Source organism: Pseudomonas promysalinigenes, assembly GCF_014269025.2.
In the GTDB taxonomy this organism is placed as follows: Bacteria; Pseudomonadota; Gammaproteobacteria; order Pseudomonadales; family Pseudomonadaceae; genus Aquipseudomonas; species Aquipseudomonas promysalinigenes.
The window spans coordinates 1473945-1496433 of the sequence record NZ_CP077094.1; the positions used below are offsets into that span (position 1 = coordinate 1473945).

20 protein-coding genes are annotated in these 22489 nt (G+C 60.1%); 14 read left to right on the forward strand and 6 right to left on the reverse strand.

What is annotated here, in order from left to right:
- Nucleotides 1-97: 97 nt before the first annotated feature.
- From HU725_RS06825 to HU725_RS06835, 3 genes are all read left to right on the forward strand, one after another.
- Entirely contained in the window at nucleotides 98-2086 is a 1989-nt protein-coding gene (locus HU725_RS06825) for a hypothetical protein (protein ID WP_186476647.1), read from the forward strand.
- A 131-nt stretch (nucleotides 2087-2217) separates the two neighbouring features.
- Entirely contained in the window at nucleotides 2218-4398 is a 2181-nt protein-coding gene (locus tag HU725_RS06830) for an autotransporter outer membrane beta-barrel domain-containing protein (RefSeq protein WP_186476648.1), read from the forward strand.
- Nucleotides 4399-4458: 60 nt separating this feature from the next.
- Nucleotides 4459-5913 carry a hypothetical protein gene (locus HU725_RS06835; protein ID WP_186476649.1) on the forward strand — a complete coding sequence of 485 codons (1455 nt, stop codon included), beginning with the start codon at nucleotides 4459-4461 and terminating at the stop codon, nucleotides 5911-5913.
- Here the strand turns inward: HU725_RS06835 and HU725_RS06840 are convergent.
- The 5 genes from HU725_RS06840 to HU725_RS06860 all read right to left on the reverse strand — a co-directional run bounded on the left by HU725_RS06840 (nucleotide 5897) and on the right by HU725_RS06860 (nucleotide 12052).
- Nucleotides 5897-6640: a fimbrial biogenesis chaperone gene (locus tag HU725_RS06840; protein WP_186476650.1), complete on the reverse strand. Its 744-nt coding sequence runs from the start codon at nucleotides 6638-6640 to the stop codon at nucleotides 5897-5899. The two genes, HU725_RS06835 and HU725_RS06840, sit on opposite strands and share 17 nt — an antisense overlap.
- A gap of 56 nt (nucleotides 6641-6696) precedes the next feature.
- Nucleotides 6697-7242 carry a fimbrial protein gene (locus HU725_RS06845; RefSeq protein WP_186476651.1) on the reverse strand — a complete coding sequence of 182 codons (546 nt, stop codon included), beginning with the start codon at nucleotides 7240-7242 and terminating at the stop codon, nucleotides 6697-6699.
- Nucleotides 7243-7457: 215 nt separating this feature from the next.
- The gene (locus HU725_RS06850) at nucleotides 7458-7868 is read right to left on the reverse strand and encodes a PA2817 family protein (protein WP_186476652.1); all 411 of its coding nucleotides are present in this window, start codon (nucleotides 7866-7868) and stop codon (nucleotides 7458-7460) included.
- A 78-nt stretch (nucleotides 7869-7946) separates the two neighbouring features.
- Nucleotides 7947-10394 (reverse strand): acyl-CoA dehydrogenase, encoded by a 2448-nt coding sequence (locus HU725_RS06855; protein ID WP_186476653.1) that lies wholly within the window; start codon nucleotides 10392-10394, stop codon nucleotides 7947-7949.
- 131 nt (nucleotides 10395-10525) lie between these two features.
- On the reverse strand, nucleotides 10526-12052 hold the full coding sequence (locus HU725_RS06860; RefSeq protein ID WP_186476654.1) for a hypothetical protein: 1527 nt from the start codon (nucleotides 12050-12052) through the stop codon (nucleotides 10526-10528).
- A gap of 166 nt (nucleotides 12053-12218) precedes the next feature.
- Here HU725_RS06860 and HU725_RS06865 point away from each other — a divergent pair, with 166 nt between their 5' ends.
- From HU725_RS06865 to HU725_RS06875, 3 genes are all read left to right on the forward strand, one after another.
- On the forward strand, nucleotides 12219-12842 hold the full coding sequence (locus tag HU725_RS06865; RefSeq protein WP_186476655.1) for a glutathione S-transferase: 624 nt from the start codon (nucleotides 12219-12221) through the stop codon (nucleotides 12840-12842).
- Nucleotides 12843-12974: 132 nt separating this feature from the next.
- Nucleotides 12975-13907, forward strand: coding sequence for an ABC transporter ATP-binding protein (locus tag HU725_RS06870; protein WP_060478265.1), 933 nt, complete (start codon nucleotides 12975-12977; stop codon nucleotides 13905-13907).
- A complete protein-coding gene (locus HU725_RS06875; RefSeq protein ID WP_060478209.1) occupies nucleotides 13904-14683 on the forward strand; it encodes an ABC transporter permease in 780 nt (259 codons plus the stop codon). Before HU725_RS06870 ends, HU725_RS06875 begins: the two co-directional genes overlap by 4 nt.
- Here the strand turns inward: HU725_RS06875 and HU725_RS06880 are convergent.
- Nucleotides 14567-15193, reverse strand: coding sequence for a DUF2062 domain-containing protein (locus HU725_RS06880; RefSeq protein WP_155500265.1), 627 nt, complete (start codon nucleotides 15191-15193; stop codon nucleotides 14567-14569). The two genes, HU725_RS06875 and HU725_RS06880, sit on opposite strands and share 117 nt — an antisense overlap.
- Before the next feature lie 142 nt (nucleotides 15194-15335).
- Here HU725_RS06880 and HU725_RS06885 point away from each other — a divergent pair, with 142 nt between their 5' ends.
- From HU725_RS06885 to murB, 8 genes are all read left to right on the forward strand, one after another.
- On the forward strand, nucleotides 15336-17543 hold the full coding sequence (locus tag HU725_RS06885; protein WP_186476656.1) for a DNA internalization-related competence protein ComEC/Rec2: 2208 nt from the start codon (nucleotides 15336-15338) through the stop codon (nucleotides 17541-17543).
- A 197-nt stretch (nucleotides 17544-17740) separates the two neighbouring features.
- Entirely contained in the window at nucleotides 17741-18376 is a 636-nt protein-coding gene (locus HU725_RS06890; RefSeq protein ID WP_186476657.1) for a MotA/TolQ/ExbB proton channel family protein, read from the forward strand.
- Nucleotides 18373-18807, forward strand: coding sequence for an ExbD/TolR family protein (locus HU725_RS06895; protein ID WP_186476658.1), 435 nt, complete (start codon nucleotides 18373-18375; stop codon nucleotides 18805-18807). The genes HU725_RS06890 and HU725_RS06895 overlap by 4 nt, the downstream gene beginning before the upstream one ends.
- Nucleotides 18807-19808, forward strand: a complete 1002-nt coding sequence (gene lpxK / locus HU725_RS06900; RefSeq protein WP_186476659.1) for a tetraacyldisaccharide 4'-kinase — start codon at nucleotides 18807-18809, stop codon at nucleotides 19806-19808. The genes HU725_RS06895 and lpxK overlap by 1 nt, the downstream gene beginning before the upstream one ends.
- A gap of 53 nt (nucleotides 19809-19861) precedes the next feature.
- Nucleotides 19862-20047: a Trm112 family protein gene (locus HU725_RS06905; protein ID WP_003247142.1), complete on the forward strand. Its 186-nt coding sequence runs from the start codon at nucleotides 19862-19864 to the stop codon at nucleotides 20045-20047.
- On the forward strand, nucleotides 20044-20808 hold the full coding sequence (gene kdsB, locus HU725_RS06910; RefSeq protein WP_186476660.1) for a 3-deoxy-manno-octulosonate cytidylyltransferase: 765 nt from the start codon (nucleotides 20044-20046) through the stop codon (nucleotides 20806-20808). Before HU725_RS06905 ends, kdsB begins: the two co-directional genes overlap by 4 nt.
- Nucleotides 20808-21272: a low molecular weight protein-tyrosine-phosphatase gene (locus HU725_RS06915; RefSeq protein WP_186476661.1), complete on the forward strand. Its 465-nt coding sequence runs from the start codon at nucleotides 20808-20810 to the stop codon at nucleotides 21270-21272. Before kdsB ends, HU725_RS06915 begins: the two co-directional genes overlap by 1 nt.
- The gene (murB, locus tag HU725_RS06920) at nucleotides 21269-22288 is read left to right on the forward strand and encodes a UDP-N-acetylmuramate dehydrogenase (RefSeq protein ID WP_186476662.1); all 1020 of its coding nucleotides are present in this window, start codon (nucleotides 21269-21271) and stop codon (nucleotides 22286-22288) included. The genes HU725_RS06915 and murB overlap by 4 nt, the downstream gene beginning before the upstream one ends.
- Nucleotides 22289-22489 lie beyond the last annotated feature (201 nt).

Here is a 22489-nt window from a genome sequence, read left to right on the forward strand (position 1 = left end):
ACAGTCTTTCACCAAGACCAAGGCATCCGGGTTGTTGTTTCGGGCAGGTGCCTGAGTCGCAGCACAGTGCTTTCGCCGACTAACAGGAGATCTCGCAATGAGTGATTCATCGGGTAAACGACCTGCAGTGAAAAAGGGCCAGCCCAAGCTGCGCTCGATTCGAGTTCAATATGCTCAGCCACAAGAGTTAGCCGCTCCGGGCGTAGACGCAGCTTTGATTGCTGACCCTGCCGATAATACAGTCAAGGTCGAATACCTGGAAGATGATAGTAAGGTATTTCAGATTACCATTCCTGCCTGGGCTTCCATGGCGCCACCTACCATGTTTGACACGCTGACTGTCACACATGTGCAGACCGGCAAGACTGTTCTCGAGGAGCAGTATAACCGTGATGATGCCGCTGATTTTCCACTGCTGATCACATTTGATCGCGCGCAGCTGGACGGGTGGACAGATGGCGACAACACCTTTCGGTACGAGGTACTGACATACAACGGTGCTCATGATGTGTCAGATGATTTGACACTTAGATTTGACCGAAAACCCCCGTACGATAAAGCCACGCCTTTGCTATTCCCGCCTATTCCCGATATCACTGATGCCAATAAAGCTTCGGTAAAGCTTACGTTACCCGTTTATGCGGATCGGGCCGACGGCGACGAAGTGCACTGGCTCTGGCTCAAAGAAAAACCGGAACCGGGTGACGACATCACCCCTACCGGCTCCGTTGCAGTGGGGGTATTGCCGCAGGAGATATCTGTGCCTGCCAGCGTCATTGAGGGGGTAGGTGACGGCGGTGTATGGGCGCTCTACGTATTAAGCGACAAGGCGGGCAATGTCAGCCGAATTTCGCTCCCGCAGGAGGTGGGGGTTGCCATAGGCCCGTTACCTGCAAATTTGCAGCCCCCGCTGGTGGCGGCCGCTGATGATGGCGTGATCGATCAGCAGGATGTATTCGAGGGTGTCGTCGTGCAAGTGCAGGCCTTCGATAACGCCAAGCCCACCGACGAGGTGCGGGTGATTTGGGACGGCGTTGCGTCCGAATGGCGCGAAGTGGGTAACCTCAAGACATTTCCGATGGACTTTCGGATGACAGCGAAAGATGTCTGGGACAGCTACGGTGCCAGCAGCACGGGTGAGGTCGCCGTCACAGTTGGCTATGAAGTGCGCAGGGGCACCGTGCCTCAAGGGGGAATGGACATCGAGGTCATGGTCAATCTCGAGCGAGTTGGCCCTGTCGACCCTGGCCCCGGCCCTGATCCGGAATGGCCGGACCCGGTGAATCCACGACTGCCGCTTGCTGCTGTTTACGGCAAAGTTTCTGACACCGAGAACACATTGCTTCCTGAGGATGAATTTGAAGATGCGCGCTTGCTTGTGCATATCCATGATTCATTGCAGGAGGATGATCAGCTCACGTTCTATTGGGACGACGCCCATCTCGACACGTTGGACTATGAATTGGAGAGCGGTGATATCGATGATGAATTGGAGTTAGAGGTGCCATGGGCGGCCATCGCAGCCAGGGGCAACGGTACCGTTGCGGTCCACTACACGGTAACCCGACCGCGCAACCCGAACGTTGTATCGTCCCAGAGCGCCGATGTAGAAGTGACGGCCATTGACATTCACCCGGTACAACCAGAATTCCTGGGCGGCAACACCAGTGCCCCTATTGGCTGGCTAACCTGCAGTGCACTTTACGATGATGCTAATCCTAGCCCGCTTGACCCCGCAATCCGTGTTCAAGTACCAGACCTGACGGAATATGGGCTTAAAGTGGGTGACACGGTGAAGCTATGCTGGACTGCCGTTCAAGGCTTTGTGGGCGATGTCCCGGTAGATGGAGTGGATCTGGAAGAAGAAATCACCCTTACAGCGAGCAATAGCAAAGGTTTCATTTGGCGTGTTCAGCCTTATGCAGATCATATCCTGCCGATTTTTCACGCCGCACCGCCTGACCACGATGGGCGAGGGAGGGTCTGGTATGAGTTCGTGAAAGATGGTCGCACGTATAAATCGGAAGTCGAGGAGCAAGTGGTGTCAATGCACGATGCTTCAGGCTCTTGTCCGTTGAGGCCCTGAGGATTAGAGGAAGGGTCGGCCGCTTGGCGCTTGTCGACTTTTCCTACATATCCCGATGCCGTTTCTTTGTAGTTTTGCGAGCCTTCGTCCCATGCGCCGTTTTTCGCATTTCTTACAGGCAAGCCTTACTTATGAAGTCGATTCCTAGTTTCACTCTTAATGTTGTAACACGCAGCCTCAGAGCACCCTTGTTGCTACTTTGCACCGCACCGGCTTGGGCGCAAACCACAGTTGATGGCGAACTGAACATCGATGCCTCGACCGCCTCTGACAGTTACTTGGTCAATCCAGGCGGGCAACTGAATGCCACGGGCGCCACCACCCAGCGCATCAGGGCAAACACAGGCAGTGGGTTGAACCTGCAGGGCACTACTGTCGATGGCGGATCATCGGAGGGCGTGACACTCATTTCGGCGAACGGGACCATCAGCGGTAATAGCTCCATACGCGCTGACCTGTTCGGTTTGCGCCTTGCTCGCCAAGGCAGTGTGGGCTCGACGGTGACGGTCAGTGACAGCCGTATCGAGGGGGGACGTGGCGGCGCTTCGTTGAGCGCTGGCTCTAAACTGGTGCTGGAAAACAGCACGCTGGTCAGCAATGGCAGCTCAGGGGCGGTACAAATGTTCGGCGACGCTAGCCTGAGTGCTAGCGGTAGCACCATTCGAGGGGCCCGTACCGGTCTGGAGATTCTTGCCGACCCAGATGTTGCCAGTGCGGCCAAGGTTAGCCTGGTCGGAACTGAAGTCGAAGGCCTGGACGGCTCGGCCATCGTTGTGGGTGATACGTTCCTGGGGCCAGCGAGCGCCAATATCCTTGTGGGTGCGGGGTCAACCCTCAAGGGCAGTAATGGCATCCTCTTGGAGGTATTGGGCGATTCCACGGCAAACTTTAGCGTCGACAGCGCCCAGCTGGTGGGTGACATACGTGCCGAAGCGGGCTCGACTGCGAAGGTGAGCCTGGACAACCATGCCAGTCTTACCGGTCGCCTGGAAAACGTTGCCACCCTGACGCTTGCCAATCAGGGCCGTTGGACCATGGTCGAGGACAGTCAGGTTGGCAAGCTGCAGATGAACGGCGGTGAGGTACGCTTTGGCGAAGCCAATCAGTATCAACGTTTGACCCTGGGGGAATTGTCGGGCAACGGCACATTCATCATGGACGCCGACTTCGCTACCGGGCAGACCGATTTCCTTGAAGTGACCGGCAATGCCACTGGTAACCATAGCTTGCTGGTCGGTAGCAGCGGTGCCGAGCCGACCGCACCGAATTCGTTGCACCTGGTTCACGTTGACAGTGGCGATGCTTCGTTCTCATTGGTCAACGGGTCAGTCGACCTTGGCGCGTTTTCCTATGCCTTGGCGCAGCGCGGCAACGATTGGTTCCTGGATGGCTCCAGCAAAGTCATCAGCCCAGGCACTGCATCGGTACTGGCGCTGTTCAATACTGCGCCGACGATCTGGTACGGTGAGTTGACCACCTTGCGTGGGCGCATGGGCGAATTGCGCCTGGACCAGCGCAAGGCTGGCGCCTGGGCCAGAGCCTACGGCAACCAGTACAACGTCAACGGCCAATCAGGTTACAAGCAGACGCAACAAGGCTTTTCCCTTGGGGCCGACACGCCTCTGCCTTGGGGTGATGGGCAGTGGCTGGCCGGTGTCATGGCCGGGCACAGTTCTTCTGACCTCAACCTGACCCGGGGCGGTTCTGCTGAAGTCAAAAGCGCCTACCTCGGCCTGTATGCCACTTGGCTGGATGCAAATAGTGGCTACTACTTCGATAGCGTGGTCAAACTCAACCGCTTCGACAACGACTCGAAAGTCACGTTGAGCGACGGCGAACGTGCCAAGGGCAGCTATGACAACTTGGGCGTCGGCGGGACTGTAGAGTTTGGCCGCCATATCGCCTTGGGTGATGGTTACTTCGTCGAGCCTTATACCCAGTGGTCGGCAGTGAGCATCGCGGGCAAGGATTACCACCTGGACAATGGCCTCAAGGCGCAGGGTGACGACACCAGGTCGTTGCTTGGCAAGGCTGGTGCCACGCTGGGGCGTACCTTCGATCTGGGACAGGGGCGTTTTGCCCAGCCCTACGTACGCGCCGCGTATGCCCATGAGTTCGTGAGCAATAACCAGGTGAAAGTCAATGATCACCGCTTCGACAATGACCTGGCCGGTTCGCGAGGTGAACTGGGAGTTGGGATTGCGGTGGCGCTGGGCGAACGCCTGCAGATGCATGCTGATTTCGACTACAGCAATGGTCAGCAAATAGAGCAGCCGTGGGGTGCGAATATCGGCGTGAGTTATCGCTGGTGATGGGGGCCAAGGGCGAGCGAAAGCTCGCCCTTGGTGTTTTCGGTCCTGGAGGAAAGCATCATGCCAGTGGGTTCAACACGTAATGACGAAGTCCTTGACGCTCCGTCGGCACCGGTTGCGCTGCCCGACATTCCCGATGGCGAGCCGGGGTTATTGCCCGTTGCACACATCAACAAGCCCTTGCGCATAGAAGTGCCGCAGTGGCCGATATCCCGGCCGGGGCCGACACATCCAGAAACCCTCTCCCTGTACTGGGATGGCGAATTGGTCGGTGAAAAGACTTGGTATGCGGCCATTGATCCCGATGAGCGATTCATCGATGTGCCGGCCGACTCATTGCTCAAAGAGGGTGAATTCAAGGTTAGCTACTGTGTGGCAAGCTACAACGGCACGACAACCGATTCAAAGCCCCTGACCTTGACTATTGACCGCACCGCGCCTGTTCTGGGAGGAGACAGAGGGCGCCTGGAGTTTCCAGACCTGGGCTCGCAGCCGGTGACAGACAAATTTCTCAAGGATCATGACGAAGTATTGCGCGCGCAGCTACCGGACTACCGTGTGTTCATGCCGGGCGATACCATCGTGTACTACTGGGACGATGAGCCTCTGGACAACACCCAGGTAGGCGAACTTACTTTGACCAGTGTGGATGCCGGCAAGCCCGTGATCATCGAGTATGACGGCCGGGTGATCCGGGGGCGCGGTGATGGTGGCCGCTACGCGCAATATCTGGTGCGTGATCGTGCCGGAAACGAAAGTCAGACGGCCGTACCCAAGGCCGTTACTGTCGATGCCAAACCGGTGCCGCGGGCACTTCCCATGCCCGTGGTGGTGCTGGCGCCTGGTAGTCAGGAGACGGTGACTTTGATGCTTGAGGACATTGATGAGCCTCTGGAAATACGTGTACCTGAAACTGCGGTCATCTATCCGGGCGAGCCGTTCACGGTGGAGTGGGCTCCCGGGCTGTTCGGTGAGCAGTCGTTGCCAGGTGTAGAGGGGGTGAGCAGCTATCGCGTTGCCGAGCGTAATGTGGTTGCACTAAGTGGCAAGACAGTCCCGCTGCGTTATGCGGTAGAAGGAAGCGACGGCCGATGGTGGTCGGCTGTGAGGCGGGTCAAGGTAGAGCCGATACCGCCCTCGCGCTTGAGTATTCCACAGCTTTCGGGTGTGGACGGTAGAACGTTGAGTTTGAAGGATCAGGTGCGAGATCTGACAATCACTCTGGCGCCCTGGAAGTTGATCACCGAGGATCAGTGGGTCCGTATCGAAGTGAACGGGGTGTCTAGCGACGGCTCGAGTAGTAGGCTGCAGGTCATGCACAATCATGCGGTTACCCAGAGTGAATTGGCGTCCGGGCTCGGTGCAGCCGGTGATGTAACGCTGCCGCTTGCGTTCCTGCGTGGCTTGCAGCTGAATCAAGACTTCTATGTCGAGGTGAAGGTCAGTTACGACGCCGGCCGCACCTGGCCGGCGTTGCCGAATTTCGTGATTCTCGCGATCACTCTGCGGGCTTGAGCGTCAAAGGCTGCTGCATGATGGCGGTAGAGACGCCATAGTCGTTCAGGGTATTGAAGGTCACTTGAAGCCCATGCACCCTGCGTACTTGTGTCAGGCGATAGGACTGTTGGGCGAACGGCAGTGCCATGGCCATGGTGCTGGGCTTTTCAGATTCCCCTGCGCCACTGACTTCCAGTCGGTCGAACGTGAAGTGAAAGGGCGTCGGGTTATCGACCACCAGATACAGGTTGCCATCACGTTGCTGCAGGAACCAGCTCAGTTGCTCGACGCTATCCTGCGGCAGACCCTTGAGTTGGCTAGGCCGGTAGAACAGCTTGATGCGAGTGCGCATGGCGATATTCAGTTGGTTCTGTCCGGACGTTCCCTGCTGAGGGATTTCCTGGACATTGAAGAAGAACAGTGACTCACGGTCTTGCGGCAGGTCGTTGGGAAGTCGGTTGATCTGCACAAGCTGTTCTTTGCCAGGGGGCAGGCGGAACAGTACGGGAGTGGGGACCAGGGGTACGGCCGTGAGCGTATCATCTGACTGGGTGTTGACCCATGTCTGCACGGCAAAAAGCCTTTTGGTCGGGTTGGCGACCACCACTGATGAACTGCGAGCGTCGCTGGGGTGAATGATCCGGGTGGCGTTGATGGTGAGAGCGGCTTCGGCAGCTGGCAGTGAAAGGGCCAGGCACAAAGGGAGTAGGGCGCGTCGAAGGCGTTGGTATCCGGAGTTAGACATGATCTGTACAGGTGGTGTGGAGAAGGGGCCGCGCAGTGCACGGCGCGGCCTGGGTGCTATTTCAGATCGAACACGAAAGGAACCGTCGCGTTAACTGGCCCTGCGCTGACAGTGGCTGCGGTCGCGCGCAGGTTGGCGTAGAACACCATCGTGCTTTTGCCAGTGTCCGCCAGGTCATACTCCTTGGATTCAGCCCCCCAAGGGATGATTGTGCGGTTCTCGTCTTTGATTGCCAACGCTACCCCAGCGGCGCTGCCAGCGTGCAGTGCGTGCAGAGTATCGCCGGTGCCCGCAGGGCCATCGATGCCGGAAAAGGACACGACACCTTTCATGCCTGTTGGGTCGCAACTGGCGCCGGCGGTGATGCTGATGCCAAAGCGCAGAGCCCCCGACTCGTTGCCAACAGCCCCTGTGAGCTTAGAGGCATCTCCATCCGGCAGCGTGATCGGGTTCAGTATCGCACCGTTGCTAGGGTCTACAATCTCGATGGAGCAGGTGTTACCGGTGACTTTGCCGGTGAACAGGATGGTGCCGGTGTCCGGCAAGGCATGGGCGGTGCTCGCGGCCGCGGCCAGGCCGAGGGCGATCAAGGTTTTCTTCATTGGTGATACCCGTTGGTCAGTTGAAGGGCGCGATCATCGTTATTGATGATGGGCTCATTTTCAGCCCTGGACAGCTGCTCAGCAGTCACAGGGACGCGTGCAGATTAGGCGCGGTGGCCCTGAGCGTCTGTAAGGCGAATCAACTTGAAGGCGGGGCTTTGCGATGGCTCGCGGCGTCGAATCGCGCCTGGAATCAGGCGCGACTGTCAAGGCGGTCAGTGGTTGGCAGAGTCATCCGGCAGGGAGAGCAGTTGCTTCTCCTGATGCCAGTCGAAAGGCTCATCGTTCTGCTCTGCCTCGTAGCGGCGTTCTTCGAGGCGTTGATAGAGGTCGAGCTCCTCGTCAGGCATGTAGTGCAAGCAGTCTCCACCAAAGAACCACAGCAGGTCGCGCGGTACCAGGTGAGCGATTTGCGGATAACGCTGGATGACCTGGCAGATCAGGTCCTGGCCCAGGTATTGGCTTTCCAATGGGTTTTGCGGCAGCAAGGTCAGCAATTCGTCGAAGCGCTCGAGGAACAGGGCGTGGCTTTCCTCCGGGACCTGCTCAGCATCGCCTAGCGCAACCAGGATAGTGCGCAGATGGTTCAGCAGTTGTAGGTGATACTCCAGGTGTGGGTTGGCCATGGGCAGTCCTCGGGGGTGATCGAAACGGGGGCGGAGTATACGCGGGTTACGCAGGGGGCCGCAAAACGCCCCCCTTGCTCAGCGCACCTTGCCAGGTTCGGGCAGCAACTGCGCCTTGTCGAAGGCGTCCACATCGATCACTGCGCGGCGGGCGTGCTCTGCCTCGTGTAACCGCTGCCCGTCATCAGGCTGCAGCGCACCGCTTTGCACCGCCGCATCGATCAGCGACTCCCCAGGTGCAGGCTGCACCCTGCCTTCTTTGACAGCCTGGTATAGCGTTTTATGCAGCGGAGCTGCCTCATTCAGCAACTCGGTGGCCCGTTGCAGTGCAGCCACTGGATCGCCATCGGCCTGCGGGCGGAAGCAGCCTGCAAGTAGTTCTTCCAGAGCCGGATCGCCCTTGCTGCGGCCAATCAGCGCCGCTACTTCGGCATCCAGTTCGTCGCTCGGCCCGGTATGACGGCGGCCGAAGGGGAATACAAGCACGCGAAGTGCACAGCCGACCAGGCGTTTGGGGAAGTTATCTAGCAGCCTATCCAAAGCCTTCTCCGCCTGCCCCAGGCTTTCTTCCAGGGCCCAACGTAGCAGAGGTTGCATGTGCTTGGGCGAGCCCAGATCGTGGTAGCGTTTGAGCGCGGCACTGGATAGGTATAGGTAGCTCAGCACATCGCCCAGGCGTGCACTCAGGCGTTCGCGGCGCTTGAGCGTGCCACCCAGCAGCAGCATCGACAGGTCGGCCAGCAGGGCAAAGGCAGCAGCCTGGCGATTGAGGGCACGGAAGTAACCTTGGCTCAAGGCATCGCCAGGAACGGCTTCCAAACGGCCGAGTCCGAGGTTGAATACTAGCGTGCTGGCCGCATTGCCAGCTGCGAACATGATATGTTCGATCAGCAGTTCGTCGAATGCTTTCAGTGCCTGCCCCTGATCCTCACGCCCGGCCAGGGCCATTTCCTTCAGCACGAACGGGTGGCAGCGGATAGCACCCTGGCCGAAGATCATCAGGTTACGCGAAAGGATGTTCGCGCCTTCGACCGTGATAAAGATTGGCGCCCCTTGCCAGTTTCGGCCCAGGTAGTTGTTCGGCCCCATGATAATAGCCTTGCCGCCGTGCACGTCCATGGCATGCTGGATGCATTCCCGACCGCGTTCGGTCAGGTGGTATTTGAGGATTGCCGATAGCACCGAAGGCTTCTCGCCCAAGTCTACAGCCTTGGCGGTCAGCAGACGGGCGCTGTCCATCAGCCAGGCGTTGCCGCCGATGCGTGCCAGCGACTCCTGAATGCCTTCGAACGCGGCCAGCGGCACATTAAACTGCTCGCGGATGTTGGCATACTGGCCGGTTACCAGGCTGGTGTACTTGGCAGCGCCGGTGCCCACTGCGGGCAATGAAATAGAGCGGCCTACCGACAGGCAGTTCATCAGCATCATCCAGCCCTTGCCGAGCATGGCCTGGCCGCCAATAAGAAAACTCAGCGGCACAAACACGTCTCTTCCGCTATTGGGCCCGTTCATGAACGCAGCACCCAGTGGCAAGTGGCGTTTGCCAATCTCGACGCCGGGCGTGTCGGTCGGGATCAGGGCCAGGCTGATGCCCAGTTCTTCCTGGTCACCCAGCAGGTGTTGCGGGTCGTAGGCCTTGAAGGCCAGCCCCAACAGTGTAGCGACCGGGCCCAAGGTGATGTAGCGTTTTTCCCAATTCAGGCGCAGGCCCAGCACTTCTTCGCCTTCCCACAGGCCTTTGCAGATGATGCCGGTGTCAGGCATCGCGCCTGCATCGGAGCCGGCCAGTGGGCCGGTCAGGGCAAAACAGGGAATCTCGTCGCCTCGGGCCAAGCGTGGCAGGTAGTAGTTGCGCTGCTCTTCGGTGCCGTAATGCAGCAGCAGTTCGGCGGGTCCCAAGGAGTTTGGGACCATCACAGTCGAAGCCAGGTCCCCGCTGCGGGTGGCCAGTTTCATCGCCACCTGCGAGTGCGCATAGGCCGAAAAGCCTTTGCCGCCGTATTCTTTGGGGATGATCAGGGCGAAAAAACCATGCTGCTTGATGTGATCCCAGGCTTGGGGAGGCAGATCCAGGTCCTGGCCAATCTGCCAGTCGCTGACCATGGCGCACAGCTCTTGCGTGGGGCCGTCGATGAAGGCCTGCTCTTCTTCTGTCAGCTTCGGTGCCGGGTAGGCCAGCAAGGTGCGCCAGTCGGGGCGGCCGCTGAAGAGTTCGCCGTCCCACCACACGGTGCCGGCTTCGATTGCTTCGCGCTCGGTTTGCGACATGGGCGGCAGGGTGCGTTGGAACCAGCCGAACACTGGGCCGGTGAATACTTTGCGGCGCCAGTCAGGCAGCACCAGCAGGGCGAATTTCAGTGCCAGGACCACCCAGATCAAGGCCAAAAGCCAGCCTGGCACGGTGCTGAAAATGCCCATGATCAGTACATAGATCGCCATGACGCCGAGTATCTGCAACGGGGCGAGGCGCCGATGCAGCAGGTACGCCGCGCCGCCCACCAACCCTAGCAACCACAACAGCCACATAGTCTTTCCTCCATGGAACCAGGTATTCGAAACCTTTGCCAGGAGCTTAGACGGCTACCCGGCCAAAGCCTACCTGAACAGTGACAAGGTGTGGCTGGAGGAGTTCGTTTGAAAGCCAACAGGGTGAGTAGTCAGGCCTTGTTCCACTGGTCTACGAAGGCTTCGGCCGTCATCAAAGGGATCGGTAAGATGATATAGGCCCAGTACCAGTCATCTGGGTCAATCTTCTCGGCTTGGATAACGGTGTACCGACTTAACAGGCTTGGGGAGAATATCCCTTCCTGGCTGACCTTGCCTTGGCCCGCCAGGACTGTCCATTTGATCCGGTCGGCTGGCACTTCAACGTCTTGTTTAGTTTTCTTGTCGATGTAACAGAAGCGCAGTTTCACACGACCTTGACTCAGCTCGGTCTTGAAGAAGAAATTGGGCTCCATGTTCAATACTACGAAAGTTGAAATAGGGGATAGCAAGGTATTGCCCGTGAGAACCGCTTCGATCCGTGCAGGTTCATCAAAGGACGTTTTTGTCGCAGTCGGTTCCTGGCAAACGCTGTTGTCTGATAGGTGAATTGGCGGTTGGCTGGGAGGGGTGTAATCACATACGAAGTGGCCGGGGGCGATCTTACCTTGGCCTCCGTCCGCCAATGCCCAGACAAGAGCGGTAGATACTTGCGGGCTAACAGTGATCTGTTTTGCAGTGTCGCCAGCTCTGATCGCGGCGACCAGGGGGTCGGCGTGAAGGATCAACGGCTCGGGGGCGGCAGCGGGCTCCCTGGTGTCGGAGTAGAATTTATAGGTTGCCTTGTACACCCCAGTGGCGTGGTCCTGGGAGAACGTGTCGCACCACGCATACCCCAAGGGCAATAGCAGGCCGGCGAGGTCTGTGAAGGTGTTTACATCAGTCGAGCCAGGCACGTCGTTAGCATGAATGTAGGCCGCTAGCTCGTCCTTGGGCGTGGGGTCGCGCAGGGGAAGTGGCGAGCCTGAGGTATCACCCCTGCATACTTGCAGAACGTGAGAGCCCGTCAGCGGGTGCTTGCGAATCTGGAAATTCATTTCTTTCAGTAGCCAATCTGCCTCATTGCGCGCATCGACCTCGTAAAGTTCAACAGTGCGTTGCGCGTCCGGCAGGGCATCGAAGTAGCTTCGAAAAAACCATCCCAGTTGTGTGTCGCGTGTTTCTGCGCCGTCGGCCTGCGAATAGAAAGTTGATTGTGTGCCTATTTTAAGGACTAGCGGCCTACCGGGGCCTGCGCAGTAACCTACGCAGTCATCCAGTGGAATCTCGTGATAGAGGAATTGCGGTTCGTTAGGCCAAAATGCAACGACACTGTCCAGATTAGCCCTGGGCTTGCCACCGAACACCGGATGTGTCCAGATAGCATTGACACAGGACAGGACGGGTGATTTCACCTGGATACAGTCGTCCAGGTACTTCACAGAGGGCGCGGCGAGTTTGCAATCGAGCACTTCCCGCGTGCTGCTGTGGGGCTGTTCAATATGAAAAGTTCTCTGACCAGGGGGTGGCGGTCTGGCGCTGCTGAATTCCTCGCGAATATTATTGATCTTGTGAGCGTCGAAGACGACGTGTATACGCCAACCCCGCATATCGTGATTATGCAGAATCGACGCATCAGTGCTTACTCGTGGTTGTTTCATGATTGACCCCGTGAGTTGGCGCTGTAAGGGATTTAATCAGCAGCTGCCCACGGTGGGTACTGGCAATTTTATCAGGTGCCCGAGCCGCACGCGGGGGGTGTTTTTGGCTGCAACATGCAAGTAGCAGGGTTAGACTCTTGCTTCTTGTACATTCAGGGATGTCATCATGCTTAAAATCTGGGGCCGCAAGAACTCAAGCAATGTACGCAAGGCGTTGTGGATCGCCCACGAGCTGGGTCTGGCCTTCGAGTCGATCGATGCCGGCGGCGCCTTCGGCGTGGTGGACGAACCGCACTACCGGGCGCTCAACCCCAACGGTCTGGTGCCTATGCTCGAAGATGGCGACCTGACCTTGTGGGAGTCCAATACCATTGTGCGCTACCTATGTGCCGAATACGGCGGTGACCAAGGCTGGTACCTGGAAGACCCACGCCAGCGCGCCCTGGCCGACAAATGGATGGACTGGACCACCTCGTCCTTCGCCACGCCGTTCCGCCCGCTGTTTTGGGGCCTGCTGCGCACTGCGCAAGACCAGCGCGACTGGGTGGCGATCAACGCGGCGCACAAGCAGTGTGCTCAATTATTGGCAATCGCTGACCAGACCTTGGCCAAACAACCGTACCTGTCCGGTGACCAGATCGGCATGGGCGACATCCCACTGGGCAGCTTCATTTACGCCTGGTTCGAAATGCCCATCGAGCGCCCGGCCATGTATCACCTGGAAGCGTGGTATGAACGCCTCAAGCAACGGCCGGCCTACCAGGCTGCGGTGATGACCGCGCTCACCTGAACCTCCTTCGATAGTCATTATCAATAGATGTGACTGTACTTGCGCGGCATGGGCTTGCACCATGGCTGCACTCACTGCGCCAGTGACTTTACCTGGCGTACCCTTCACCTTTTCTTCGGTAAGTGGCCCGCTATGAGTTCCGCCCTGTCCATCCGGCAGCTGACCAAGACCTACGGCAACGGCTTCCAGGCCTTGAAAGGCATTGACCTCGATGTTGCCGAAGGCGATTTCTTCGCTCTGCTTGGCCCGAACGGCGCCGGCAAGTCCACCACCATCGGCATCCTGTCCACCTTGGTGAACAAGACCACTGGCACGGTAAACGTGTTCGGCCACGACCTGGACCGCGAGCCCTCCGCGCTCAAGCGCTGCCTGGGTGTGGTGCCCCAGGAATTCAACTTCAACCAATTCGAGAAGACCTTCGACATTGTCGTGACCCAGGCCGGCTACTATGGCATCCCGCCCAAGCTGGCCAAGGAGCGCGCCGAGCAGTACCTGACCCAACTGGGCCTGTGGGACAAACGCGATGTGCAGTCGCGCTCGCTGTCGGGCGGCATGAAGCGCCGCTTGATGATTGCCCGCGCATTGATCCACGAACCACGTCTGCTGATCCTCGACGAGCCGACAGCCGGGGTGGATATCGAGCTGCGTCGATCAATGTGGAGCTTCCTTACCGAGCTCAACCAGAAGGGCATCACCATCATCCTCACCACGCATTATCTGGAGGAGGCCGAGCAGCTGTGCCGTAACATCGGCATCATCGACCATGGCACCATCGTCGAGAATACCAGCATGCGCCAACTGCTGGGCAAGCTGCATGTCGAAACCTTCGTCCTCGATCTCAAGCAGGACCTGGCCTCGGCGCCAGTACTGCAGGGCTACCCGTGCCGGCTGCTGACACCGCATACCCTGGAAGTGCAAGTGGACAAGGACATCGGTATCACCGCGCTGTTCGGCCAACTGGCATTGCAGAACATCGAAGTGCAAAGCCTGCGCAACAAGACCAACCGACTTGAGGAGCTGTTCGTGTCTCTGGTGGAAAAGAACCTGTCGAAGGTGGCCGTATGAGTGTGGAACTGCGCACCAACTGGGTCGCCCTGAACACCATCGTCTATCGCGAAGTGCGGCGCTTTTTGCGCATCTGGCCGCAGACCCTGCTGCCACCGGCCATCACCATGGTGCTGTATTTCGTGATCTTCGGTAACTTGATCGGCCGGCAGATCGGCGACATGGGTGGCTTCACCTACATGCAGTACATCGTACCGGGGCTGATCATGATGTCGGTGATCACCAACTCTTATGGCAATGTGGTGTCGAGCTTCTTCGGCAGTAAGTTCCAGCGCTCCATCGAAGAACTGATGGTGTCGCCGGTATCGCCGCACACCATTTTGGTGGGCTATGTGCTGGGCGGTGTGCTGCGCGGGCTGGCAGTGGGGGTGATCGTAACCATCCTGTCGATGTTCTTCACCGACCTGCAGGTGCACCACTTGGGCGTGACCATTGTCGTGGTCTTCCTGACGGCGACCATCTTCTCGTTGCTGGGCTTCGTCAACGCCGTGTTCGCACGTAATTTCGACGACATTTCGATCATCCCGACCTTCGTGCTGACGCCACTGACCTACCTGGGCGGGGTGTTCTACTCGATCAACCTGTTGCCGCCGTTCTGGCAGACCGTGTCGTTGGCCAACCCGGTGTTGCACATGGTCAACTCGTTCCGCTACGGCATCCTAGGGGTGTCGGATATCAGTATCGGCACGGCGATCACCTTCATGCTGGTGGCCACTGCGGTGCTTTACGGGCTGTGTGTTCGCCTGCTGGTCAGCGGCCGCGGCATGCGCGCCTGATACCCGTTGCTTGCGCCGGCGCCACTGCCGGCCGATCCACCAGCGCCAGTACAGCAGGGTGGTGAGCCAGGCGACCACGCCAAGCACCACCGCGCACACCACCGAACCCAGCAAGAACGGTTGCCACACCGTTGCCAGCTGGTCAGTAATCCATTCGAATGTCAGTTCTTCAGGCAGGCTGCGCGGTGGCACCTGCATCAGCCAGGCGCCGGTCATGTAAGTGACGAAAAACACCGGTGGCATGGTCAGCGGGTTGGTCAGCCAGACCAAGCTGACCGCGATTGGCAGATTGCCGCGCACCGGGATGGCCATTGCGGCAGCCAGCAGCATTTGCATGGGAATGGGGATCAAGGCCGCGAACAGGCCTACGCCCATGGCCCGTGCAACCGAGTGACGGTTGAGGTGCCAAAGGTTTGGATCGTGCAGCAGCTTGCCGAAAAAACGTAAAGACTTGTGTTCCCGAATGCTGCTCGGGTCCGGCATGTAGCGTTTGAAAAGTCGGCGCGGCATGTAGGCTCCCGGAGCGTTGATTCGGGAAGTATGCCTCGATTCACGTGGCGCCTCGTTTAGAGTTTGTGACAATTGTTTAGCGGGCCACGCCGGCTTTTCGTCTATGCATGAGTGAGCTATTGCGCTTCTGGAGCTCTAACTCATGCGCACAGGGATGTTTGCGCTCGCCCTCGGGCTGTTGTGCCTGGGCTTTCTCCCGGTATTGCCATCGGTCGGTTGGCTGTTGTTGCTAGTGCTGGCAGGGGCTTGTTGCCTGCCCACGCGGCTCTGGCCGCTGGGCTGCTTCGCGCTGGGATTAGCCTGGGCCTGCTGGTCGGCACAGCTGGCATTGAATGACCGGCTAGAGGCTGGTTTGGACGGCCGTACGCTGTGGTTGGAGGGGCGGGTGGTTGGCTTGCCCACGCGCACTGCGCAGGGCGTGCGTTTTGAGCTGCAACAGGCGCATTCGCGCCGCGCTGAACTACCGCAGCGCCTGCAATTGAGCTGGTTCGATGGCCCACCCATTCGTGCTGGCGAGTCTTGGCGGGTGGCGGCGACCTTGCAGCGCCCGGCAGGTCTGCTCAACCCCCATGGCCCTGATCGAGCGGCGCAGTTGCTGGCCCGGCGTATCGGTGCCACAGGCACGGTCAAAGCCGGTGACCTTACCCGCGCGGTGGCCCCCGACTGGCGCGACGCGCTACGTGAGCGGCTACTGAGGGTCGACGCCCATGGGCAGCAAGCGGGCTTGGCAGCCTTGGTGCTCGGTGACGGCGCGGGCCTTGCCCGGGAACAGTGGCAGGCGCTGCAGGCAACTGGCACGGTGCATCTGCTGGTGATTTCTGGGCAACACATTGGCTTGGTCGCCGGCATGCTCTATGCCTTGGTGGCAAGCCTGGCACGCTGGGGCCTGTGGCCGCGTAGTTGGCCATGGTTACCCTGGGCATGCGGCTTGGCGCTGGTGGCAGCGCTGGCCTACGGCTGGCTGGCCGGCGCCGGCGTGCCGGTGCAGCGCGCCTGTCTGATGTTGGCAGTTGTGCTGTTATGGCGATTGCGGTTTCGGCAGCTGGGGGCACTGTTGCCTTTGCTGCTGGCATTGACCTTGGTATTGCTGGTCGACCCCTTGGCTGCGTTATTGCCAGGGTTCTGGCTGTCATTCGCGGCGGTGGCGATACTCATCTACAGCTTCGCTGGCCGGCTTGGCAACTGGCGCCCCTGGCAGGCCTGGACGCGGGCGCAGTGGGTGATTGCCGTCGGTTTATTGCCGGTATTGTTGGCCACAGGGTTGCCGGTGAGTCTGACTGCGCCGATGGCGAACCTGCTGGCGGTGCCATGGGTGAGCGTGGCGGTGTTGCCCCCGGCTTTGCTCGGGACCTTGTTGTTGCCAGTGCCGGGGGTAGGGGAGGGTTTGCTATGGCTTGCGGGCGCGGCGCTGCACCTGCTGTTCGCCCTGCTTGCGTGGGTGGCCGCATGGCAACCGGCATGGGTGCCGCCAGCGCTACCGATAGGGCCCTGGTTGCTGGTGTGCCTAGGGGCGCTGCTGCTATTGCTGCCTGGCGGCGTGCCGCTGCGCAGCCTGGGCGCGGTCATGTTACTGGCCTTGTGGGCACCGAAGCCGCCTGTGCCCCATGGGCAGGTCGAGGTGTGGCAGCTCGATGTCGGCCAAGGCCTTGCGGTTTTGCTGCGTACTCGACATCACACGTTGCTATACGACGCAGGGCCTGCCAAAGGCGATTTCGACCTGGGGGAACGAGTAGTGCTGCCCACCCTGCGTAAATTGGGTGTGGCGGGCCTGGACCTGATGCTGATCAGTCACGCGCATGCGGACCACGCCGGTGGCGCCGTGGCCATCATCAAAGGCTTGCCGGTGGCTCGCGTGATAGGTGGCGAAGCGCTGGAAGAGGTACACGTGCAGCCCTGTGCGTCCAGTGAACGGTGGACTTGGGACGGCGTGGATTTTTCGCTGTGGCGCTGGGAAAGCGGGCAAAGCAGCAATGATCGTTCCTGCGTGCTACTGGTCGAGGCGCAAGGTGAGCGTTTGCTGTTGGCCGGCGATATCGAGGCAGGCGCCGAACGCGCCTGGCTCAAGGCCCATGAAGCGCCACGCATCGACTGGCTTCAGGCCCCGCACCATGGCAGCCGCAGTTCATCCACCGAGGCGTTCATCCGTGCCACTACGCCGCATGGGGTGTTGATTTCGCGCGGGCGCAACAACAGCTTCGGGCACCCCCACGCACAAGTGGTCGAGCGGTATCGGCGCTATGGGATGGTGATGCATGACACTGCTGTGGAGGGTGCGTTGCGGCTGGTGCTCGGTGCGCAGGGTGAGGTCGAAAGTGTGGGGCGCCAGCGAAGGTTTTGGCGAGTGCAGTGAAGTGCGGTTGGCAGATCTTATGCGTTCACTACCAGCGCCTTTAAATCGGGCGCATTTCATGATGCACCGCGCAGATGGTACTCGGCGCCCCAGGCGCCAAGCATCCTGAGCCCAGTACCACTTCCCTGACCTCCGGCAGATGAGCACCCGGCGCGTGTATGTTAGAGTGGCGGCCTTTTTCCAGAGGGGCGTTTACTGTGTGGGAATTGGTCAAGTCCGGTGGTTGGATGATGCTGCCGATCATTCTGAGCTCCGTTGCCGCCATGGCGATCGTCGTCGAACGTCTGTGGACTCTGCGCGCCAGCCGCGTCACCCCGCCGCACCTGCTGGGCCAGGTGTGGATGTGGATCAAGGACAAGCAACTCACCAGTGACAAGCTCAAGGCCTTGCGCGCCGACTCGCCACTGGGCGAGATCCTCGCGGCAGGCCTTGCCAACTCGCGCCATGGCCGCGAAATCATGAAAGAGTGCATCGAGGAGGCCGCCTCGCGAGTCATTCACGAACTCGAGCGCTACATCAGTACCCTCGGCACCATTGCCGCCATGGCGCCACTGCTTGGCCTGCTGGGCACCGTGTTGGGCATGATCGACATCTTCAGCGCTTTCATGGGCTCGCAAATGACCGCAAACGCCGCTGTGCTGGCCGGGGGCATCTCCAAGGCTCTGGTTACTACCGCAGCCGGCCTGATGGTGGGGATCCCGGCGGTATTCTTCCACCGTTTCCTGCTGCGCCGCATCGATGAGCTGGTAGTGGGCATGGAGCAAGAAGCGATCAAACTGGTGGAGGTGGTCCAGGGCGACCGGGAAGTGGAAGTGGCCGGAGGCAAGGCGTGAAGTTTCGGCGCAACCGCCAGCGCGAGAACGTCGACATCAACCTCGCATCGCTGATCGATGTGGTGTTCGTGCTGCTGCTGTTTTTCGTGGTCACCACTACCTTCACCCGCGAAACCCAATTACGCGTCGAGTTGCCTGAGGCCACCACGGCCGAGCAGCCTCCGGCCGATCAGGGCAAGCTGGTGGAGGTGACCATTAGTGCCGACGGTGTTTATTCGGTGAACAACCACCTACTGCCCAAGAGTGACCTGGCGGCTCTCACCGAGGCAATCGAGCGTGAGTCCGGTGGCGACAACACACTGCCGCTGGCTATCAGCGCCGATGGTAAAACCCCTCACCAGGCCGTGATCACTGCGATGGATGCTGCCGGCAAGCTCGGTTTCAGCCACCTGCGCATGACCACCGTCGAGGCCGCTCAGGGGACACCTTGATGGCGCTCGCCGATCGCTTGCTCGCCGCCTGGTACGCCGGGCATCCTGCCCTGGCTTTGCTGCGCCCGCTCGAAGTGCTGTACCGCCGCGTGGTGATGCGCAAGCGCGCGCGATTCCTCAATGGTGAAAGCCCAAGCTATCGGGCCCCTGTGCCAGTGGTGGTGGTGGGCAATATCACCGTCGGAGGCACCGGCAAGACCCCCATGATCCTCTGGTTGATCGAGCATTGCCGGCGCCAGGATATCAAGGTAGGCGTGGTCAGCCGTGGCTATGGTGCCAAACCGCCGCATTATCCTTGGCGCGTGAGCGCAAACCAGCCGGCTGAGCAAGCCGGTGACGAGCCCTTGCTGATCGTTCAGCGCACGGGCGTGCCGCTGGTGATTGACCCTGACCGCGCCGGCGCGGTGCAGGCGCTGTTGGCCAGCGAGCGGCTGGACCTGATCCTGTGCGATGACGGTATGCAGCACTATCGCCTGGCCCGTGACCTTGAACTGGTGCTGATCGATGCCGCGCGCGGGCTGGGCAATGGCCGCTGCCTGCCTGCTGGCCCCTTGCGCGAACCTAGAGAGCGCCTGCAAGAGGCCGATGCCGTGCTTTACAACGGCGCCGATGGCGACCGCGCCGATGGTTTTGCCTTTCAGTTGCAACCTACAGCATTGGTCAACCTGCGCAGCGGCGAACGCCGTGGGCTTGACCATTTCCCGCCAGGGCAGCGCCTGCATGCGGTGGCCGGTATCGGCAACCCGCAACGTTTCTTCAATACCCTGCTGAGGCTAAACTGGCAGCCGGTGCCGCATCCTTTTGCCGATCATGCACAGTTCAGTGCTCAAAGCCTGGCCTTCAGCCCGGCTCTGCCGCTGGTGATGACCGAAAAAGATGCGGTGAAATGCCGGGCCTTCGCTGCTGACGACTGGTGGTACCTGGCAGTCGAAGCCCAGCCCACGCCGGCCTTCACCGCCTGGTTCGACAGCCAGTTACAGCGACTGCTACCCAAGCCCTGAGCTCACTTCTGCGACTCAACCGTTTCGGCCACCTGGCCCAAAGGAACCCTTTCATGGACACCAAACTGCTCGATATTCTGGCCTGCCCGATTACCAAAGGCCCGCTCAAGCTCAGCGCCGACAAGACCGAGCTGATCAGCAAGGGCGCGGGTCTGGCCTACCCCATCCGTGACGGCATCCCGGTCATGCTGGAAAGCGAGGCCCGTACCCTGACCGACGACGAGCGTCTGGACAAATGAGTGTGGAGTTCACTGTAGTCATTCCGGCGCGGCTGCGTTCCACGCGCCTGCCGGGCAAGCCGCTGCTGGCGATCGCTGGCAAGCCGATGGTCCAGCATGTATGGGAGCAGGCGCGCAAGAGTGGCGCCAGCCGGGTGGTCATCGCTACCGACGACGCCAGCATCTTCGATGCTTGTAATGCATTCGGCGCCGAAGTGCTGATGACCCGTACCGACCACGAATCGGGCACTGACCGCCTGGCCGAGGTGGCCACTCATCTGGGGCTGCCCGCCGATGCCATCGTGGTCAACGTGCAGGGTGATGAGCCGTTGATTCCTCCGGTGATCATCGACCAGGTGGCCGCTAACCTGGCAGCCCACCCGCAAGCGGGCATTGCGACCCTAGCCGAGCCGATCCATGACCCGCAGACCGTGTTCAACCCCAATGCGGTCAAGGTTGTCAGCGACAAGAATGGCCTGGCGCTGAGCTTCAGCCGCGCGCCGCTGCCCTGGGCCCGCGATGCCTTTGCAACCCAGCGCAATCTGTTGCCCGAGGGTGTGCCTTACCGCCGTCATATCGGCATGTATGCCTACCGTGTCGGCTTCCTTCAGGATTTCGTCAGTTGGGGCCCATGCTGGCTCGAGCAGACCGAGGCCCTCGAGCAACTGCGCGCCCTGTGGCACGGCGTGCGTATCCACGTCGAAGATGCCATCGAGGCACCCGCCGTGGGTGTCGATACCCCCGAAGACCTGGAGCGCGTAAGGCGCTTGCTGGAGGCGTGATGCGTGTCCTGTTCGTGTGCCTTGGCAATATCTGTCGTTCGCCCACCGCAGAAGGCGTGCTGCGCCATCAATTGCAGCAGGCGGGCCTGGCTGAACAGGTGCATGTGGCATCTGCCGGCACGGGTGACTGGCACGTGGGCAAGGCCCCGGACAGCCGCACCTGCAAGGCGGCGCTGGCACGTGGTTATGATTTGTCGCGCCAGCGCGCCCAACAAGTCAAAGCGACGCATTTCGCCGAGTACGATTTGATCCTGGCCATGGATGAAAGCAACTTGAGCCACCTGCGCGCCATGCGCCCGCACAACGCCAATGGCGAGCTTGACCTGTTCCTGCGCCGCTATGGCGCAGCCCTGGATGAAGTGCCAGACCCTTACTACGGCGGTGCCGAGGGCTTCGAGCAGGTGCTGGATTTGATCGAAGCGGCGTGTCGCGACCTGGTGGTGGAAATCAAGGGGCGGCTATGACGGTGGTTTGGCAGGAGCATATTTCACTAAAGCCCTACAACACGTTCGGCATCGACGTTGCCGCGCGGTATTTTGCCCAGGCCCATAGCGATGACGAGGTGCGCGAGGCATTGACGCAGGCGCGCCAGCGCCAAGTGCCAGTGCAGGTGATTGGCGGTGGCAGCAACCTGCTGCTTACCCGCGATGTCGATGCGCTGGTGCTGCATATTGCCAGCCGTGGGCGACGGCTGCTGAGTGACGACGGCGAGCGAGTGGTGGTGGAGGCCGAAGCGGGTGAACCTTGGCACCCATTCGTACAGTGGTCGTTGGCGCAAGGCTACTGTGGCTTGGAAAACCTCAGCCTGATCCCTGGCACGGTAGGTGCTGCGCCGATGCAGAACGTCGGTGCCTACGGTGTGGAAATCAAGGATGTCTTCGCCGGGTTGACTGCGCTGGACCGCGAAACCGGTGAGCTACGCGACTTCACGCTGCACGACTGCGCCTTTGCTTACCGCGACAGCGTCTTCAAGCGCAACCCAGGGCGCTGGCTGATCCTGCGGGTGCGTTTTGTCCTGAGTCATGCCTTGCAAGCGCACTTGGACTACGGCCCTGTGCGTCAGCGCCTGGCAGAGCAGGGCGTTGAGCAACTGACTGCCCAGGCGATCAGTGATGCCATCTGCAGTATTCGCCGCGAGAAGCTGCCGGACCCGGCCGAGCTTGGCAATGCCGGGAGCTTCTTCAAGAACCCGGTAGTGGCGGCCGAGCTGGTCGAGCGTATTCGGCAACAACATCCCGCCGTGGTGGCCTACCCGCAAGCAGACGGCCAGGTGAAGCTTGCAGCCGGTTGGCTGATCGAGCAGGCGGGTTGGAAAGGCTACCGTGAGGGCGATGCTGGTGTGCACCGGCTGCAATCGCTGGTGCTGGTCAATTACGGCCAGGCGAGCGGGGCCCAGGTGTATGCCCTGGCGCAGCGTATTCAGGCCGATATCCTGGCGCGGTTCGGGGTGGCGTTGGAGATGGAGCCTAACCTCTACTGAGGTCTTACTTCAGCGGTCTTTTTAAGTCAGCGCTTGAACGCGAGGTGCAGTTCCTGAGCTCAGTTGGGCGCAATCGGCTCGTTGGCCGGTGTAGACTTGTTCGCCGCTCGCACTGATTCAACATCCACTCAGTTCGCCGGACACTCACCCGGACGCTTACGATATTGAGTCACCCACTAGCCAAGAAAAAGCCCCGCCAGT

Excerpts from the sequence above, each read along its gene's own strand:
- HU725_RS06825 (WP_186476647.1), top strand. The coding sequence starts at position 98 with ATGAGTGATTCATCGGGTAAACGACCTGCAGTGAAAAAGGGCCAGCCC.
- HU725_RS06830 (WP_186476648.1), top strand. The coding sequence starts at position 2,218 with ATGAAGTCGATTCCTAGTTTCACTCTTAATGTTGTAACACGCAGCCTC.
- HU725_RS06835 (WP_186476649.1), top strand. The coding sequence starts at position 4,459 with ATGCCAGTGGGTTCAACACGTAATGACGAAGTCCTTGACGCTCCGTCG.
- HU725_RS06840 (WP_186476650.1), bottom strand. The coding sequence starts at position 6,640 with ATGTCTAACTCCGGATACCAACGCCTTCGACGCGCCCTACTCCCTTTG.
- HU725_RS06845 (WP_186476651.1), bottom strand. The coding sequence starts at position 7,242 with ATGAAGAAAACCTTGATCGCCCTCGGCCTGGCCGCGGCCGCGAGCACC.
- HU725_RS06850 (WP_186476652.1), bottom strand. The coding sequence starts at position 7,868 with ATGGCCAACCCACACCTGGAGTATCACCTACAACTGCTGAACCATCTG.
- HU725_RS06855 (WP_186476653.1), bottom strand. The coding sequence starts at position 10,394 with ATGTGGCTGTTGTGGTTGCTAGGGTTGGTGGGCGGCGCGGCGTACCTG.
- HU725_RS06860 (WP_186476654.1), bottom strand. The coding sequence starts at position 12,052 with ATGAAACAACCACGAGTAAGCACTGATGCGTCGATTCTGCATAATCAC.
- HU725_RS06865 (WP_186476655.1), top strand. The coding sequence starts at position 12,219 with ATGCTTAAAATCTGGGGCCGCAAGAACTCAAGCAATGTACGCAAGGCG.
- HU725_RS06870 (WP_060478265.1), top strand. The coding sequence starts at position 12,975 with ATGAGTTCCGCCCTGTCCATCCGGCAGCTGACCAAGACCTACGGCAAC.
- HU725_RS06875 (WP_060478209.1), top strand. The coding sequence starts at position 13,904 with ATGAGTGTGGAACTGCGCACCAACTGGGTCGCCCTGAACACCATCGTC.
- HU725_RS06880 (WP_155500265.1), bottom strand. The coding sequence starts at position 15,193 with ATGCCGCGCCGACTTTTCAAACGCTACATGCCGGACCCGAGCAGCATT.
- HU725_RS06885 (WP_186476656.1), top strand. The coding sequence starts at position 15,336 with ATGCGCACAGGGATGTTTGCGCTCGCCCTCGGGCTGTTGTGCCTGGGC.
- lpxK (WP_186476659.1), top strand. The coding sequence starts at position 18,807 with ATGGCGCTCGCCGATCGCTTGCTCGCCGCCTGGTACGCCGGGCATCCT.
- HU725_RS06905 (WP_003247142.1), top strand. The coding sequence starts at position 19,862 with ATGGACACCAAACTGCTCGATATTCTGGCCTGCCCGATTACCAAAGGC.
- kdsB (WP_186476660.1), top strand. The coding sequence starts at position 20,044 with ATGAGTGTGGAGTTCACTGTAGTCATTCCGGCGCGGCTGCGTTCCACG.
- HU725_RS06915 (WP_186476661.1), top strand. The coding sequence starts at position 20,808 with ATGCGTGTCCTGTTCGTGTGCCTTGGCAATATCTGTCGTTCGCCCACC.
- murB (WP_186476662.1), top strand. The coding sequence starts at position 21,269 with ATGACGGTGGTTTGGCAGGAGCATATTTCACTAAAGCCCTACAACACG.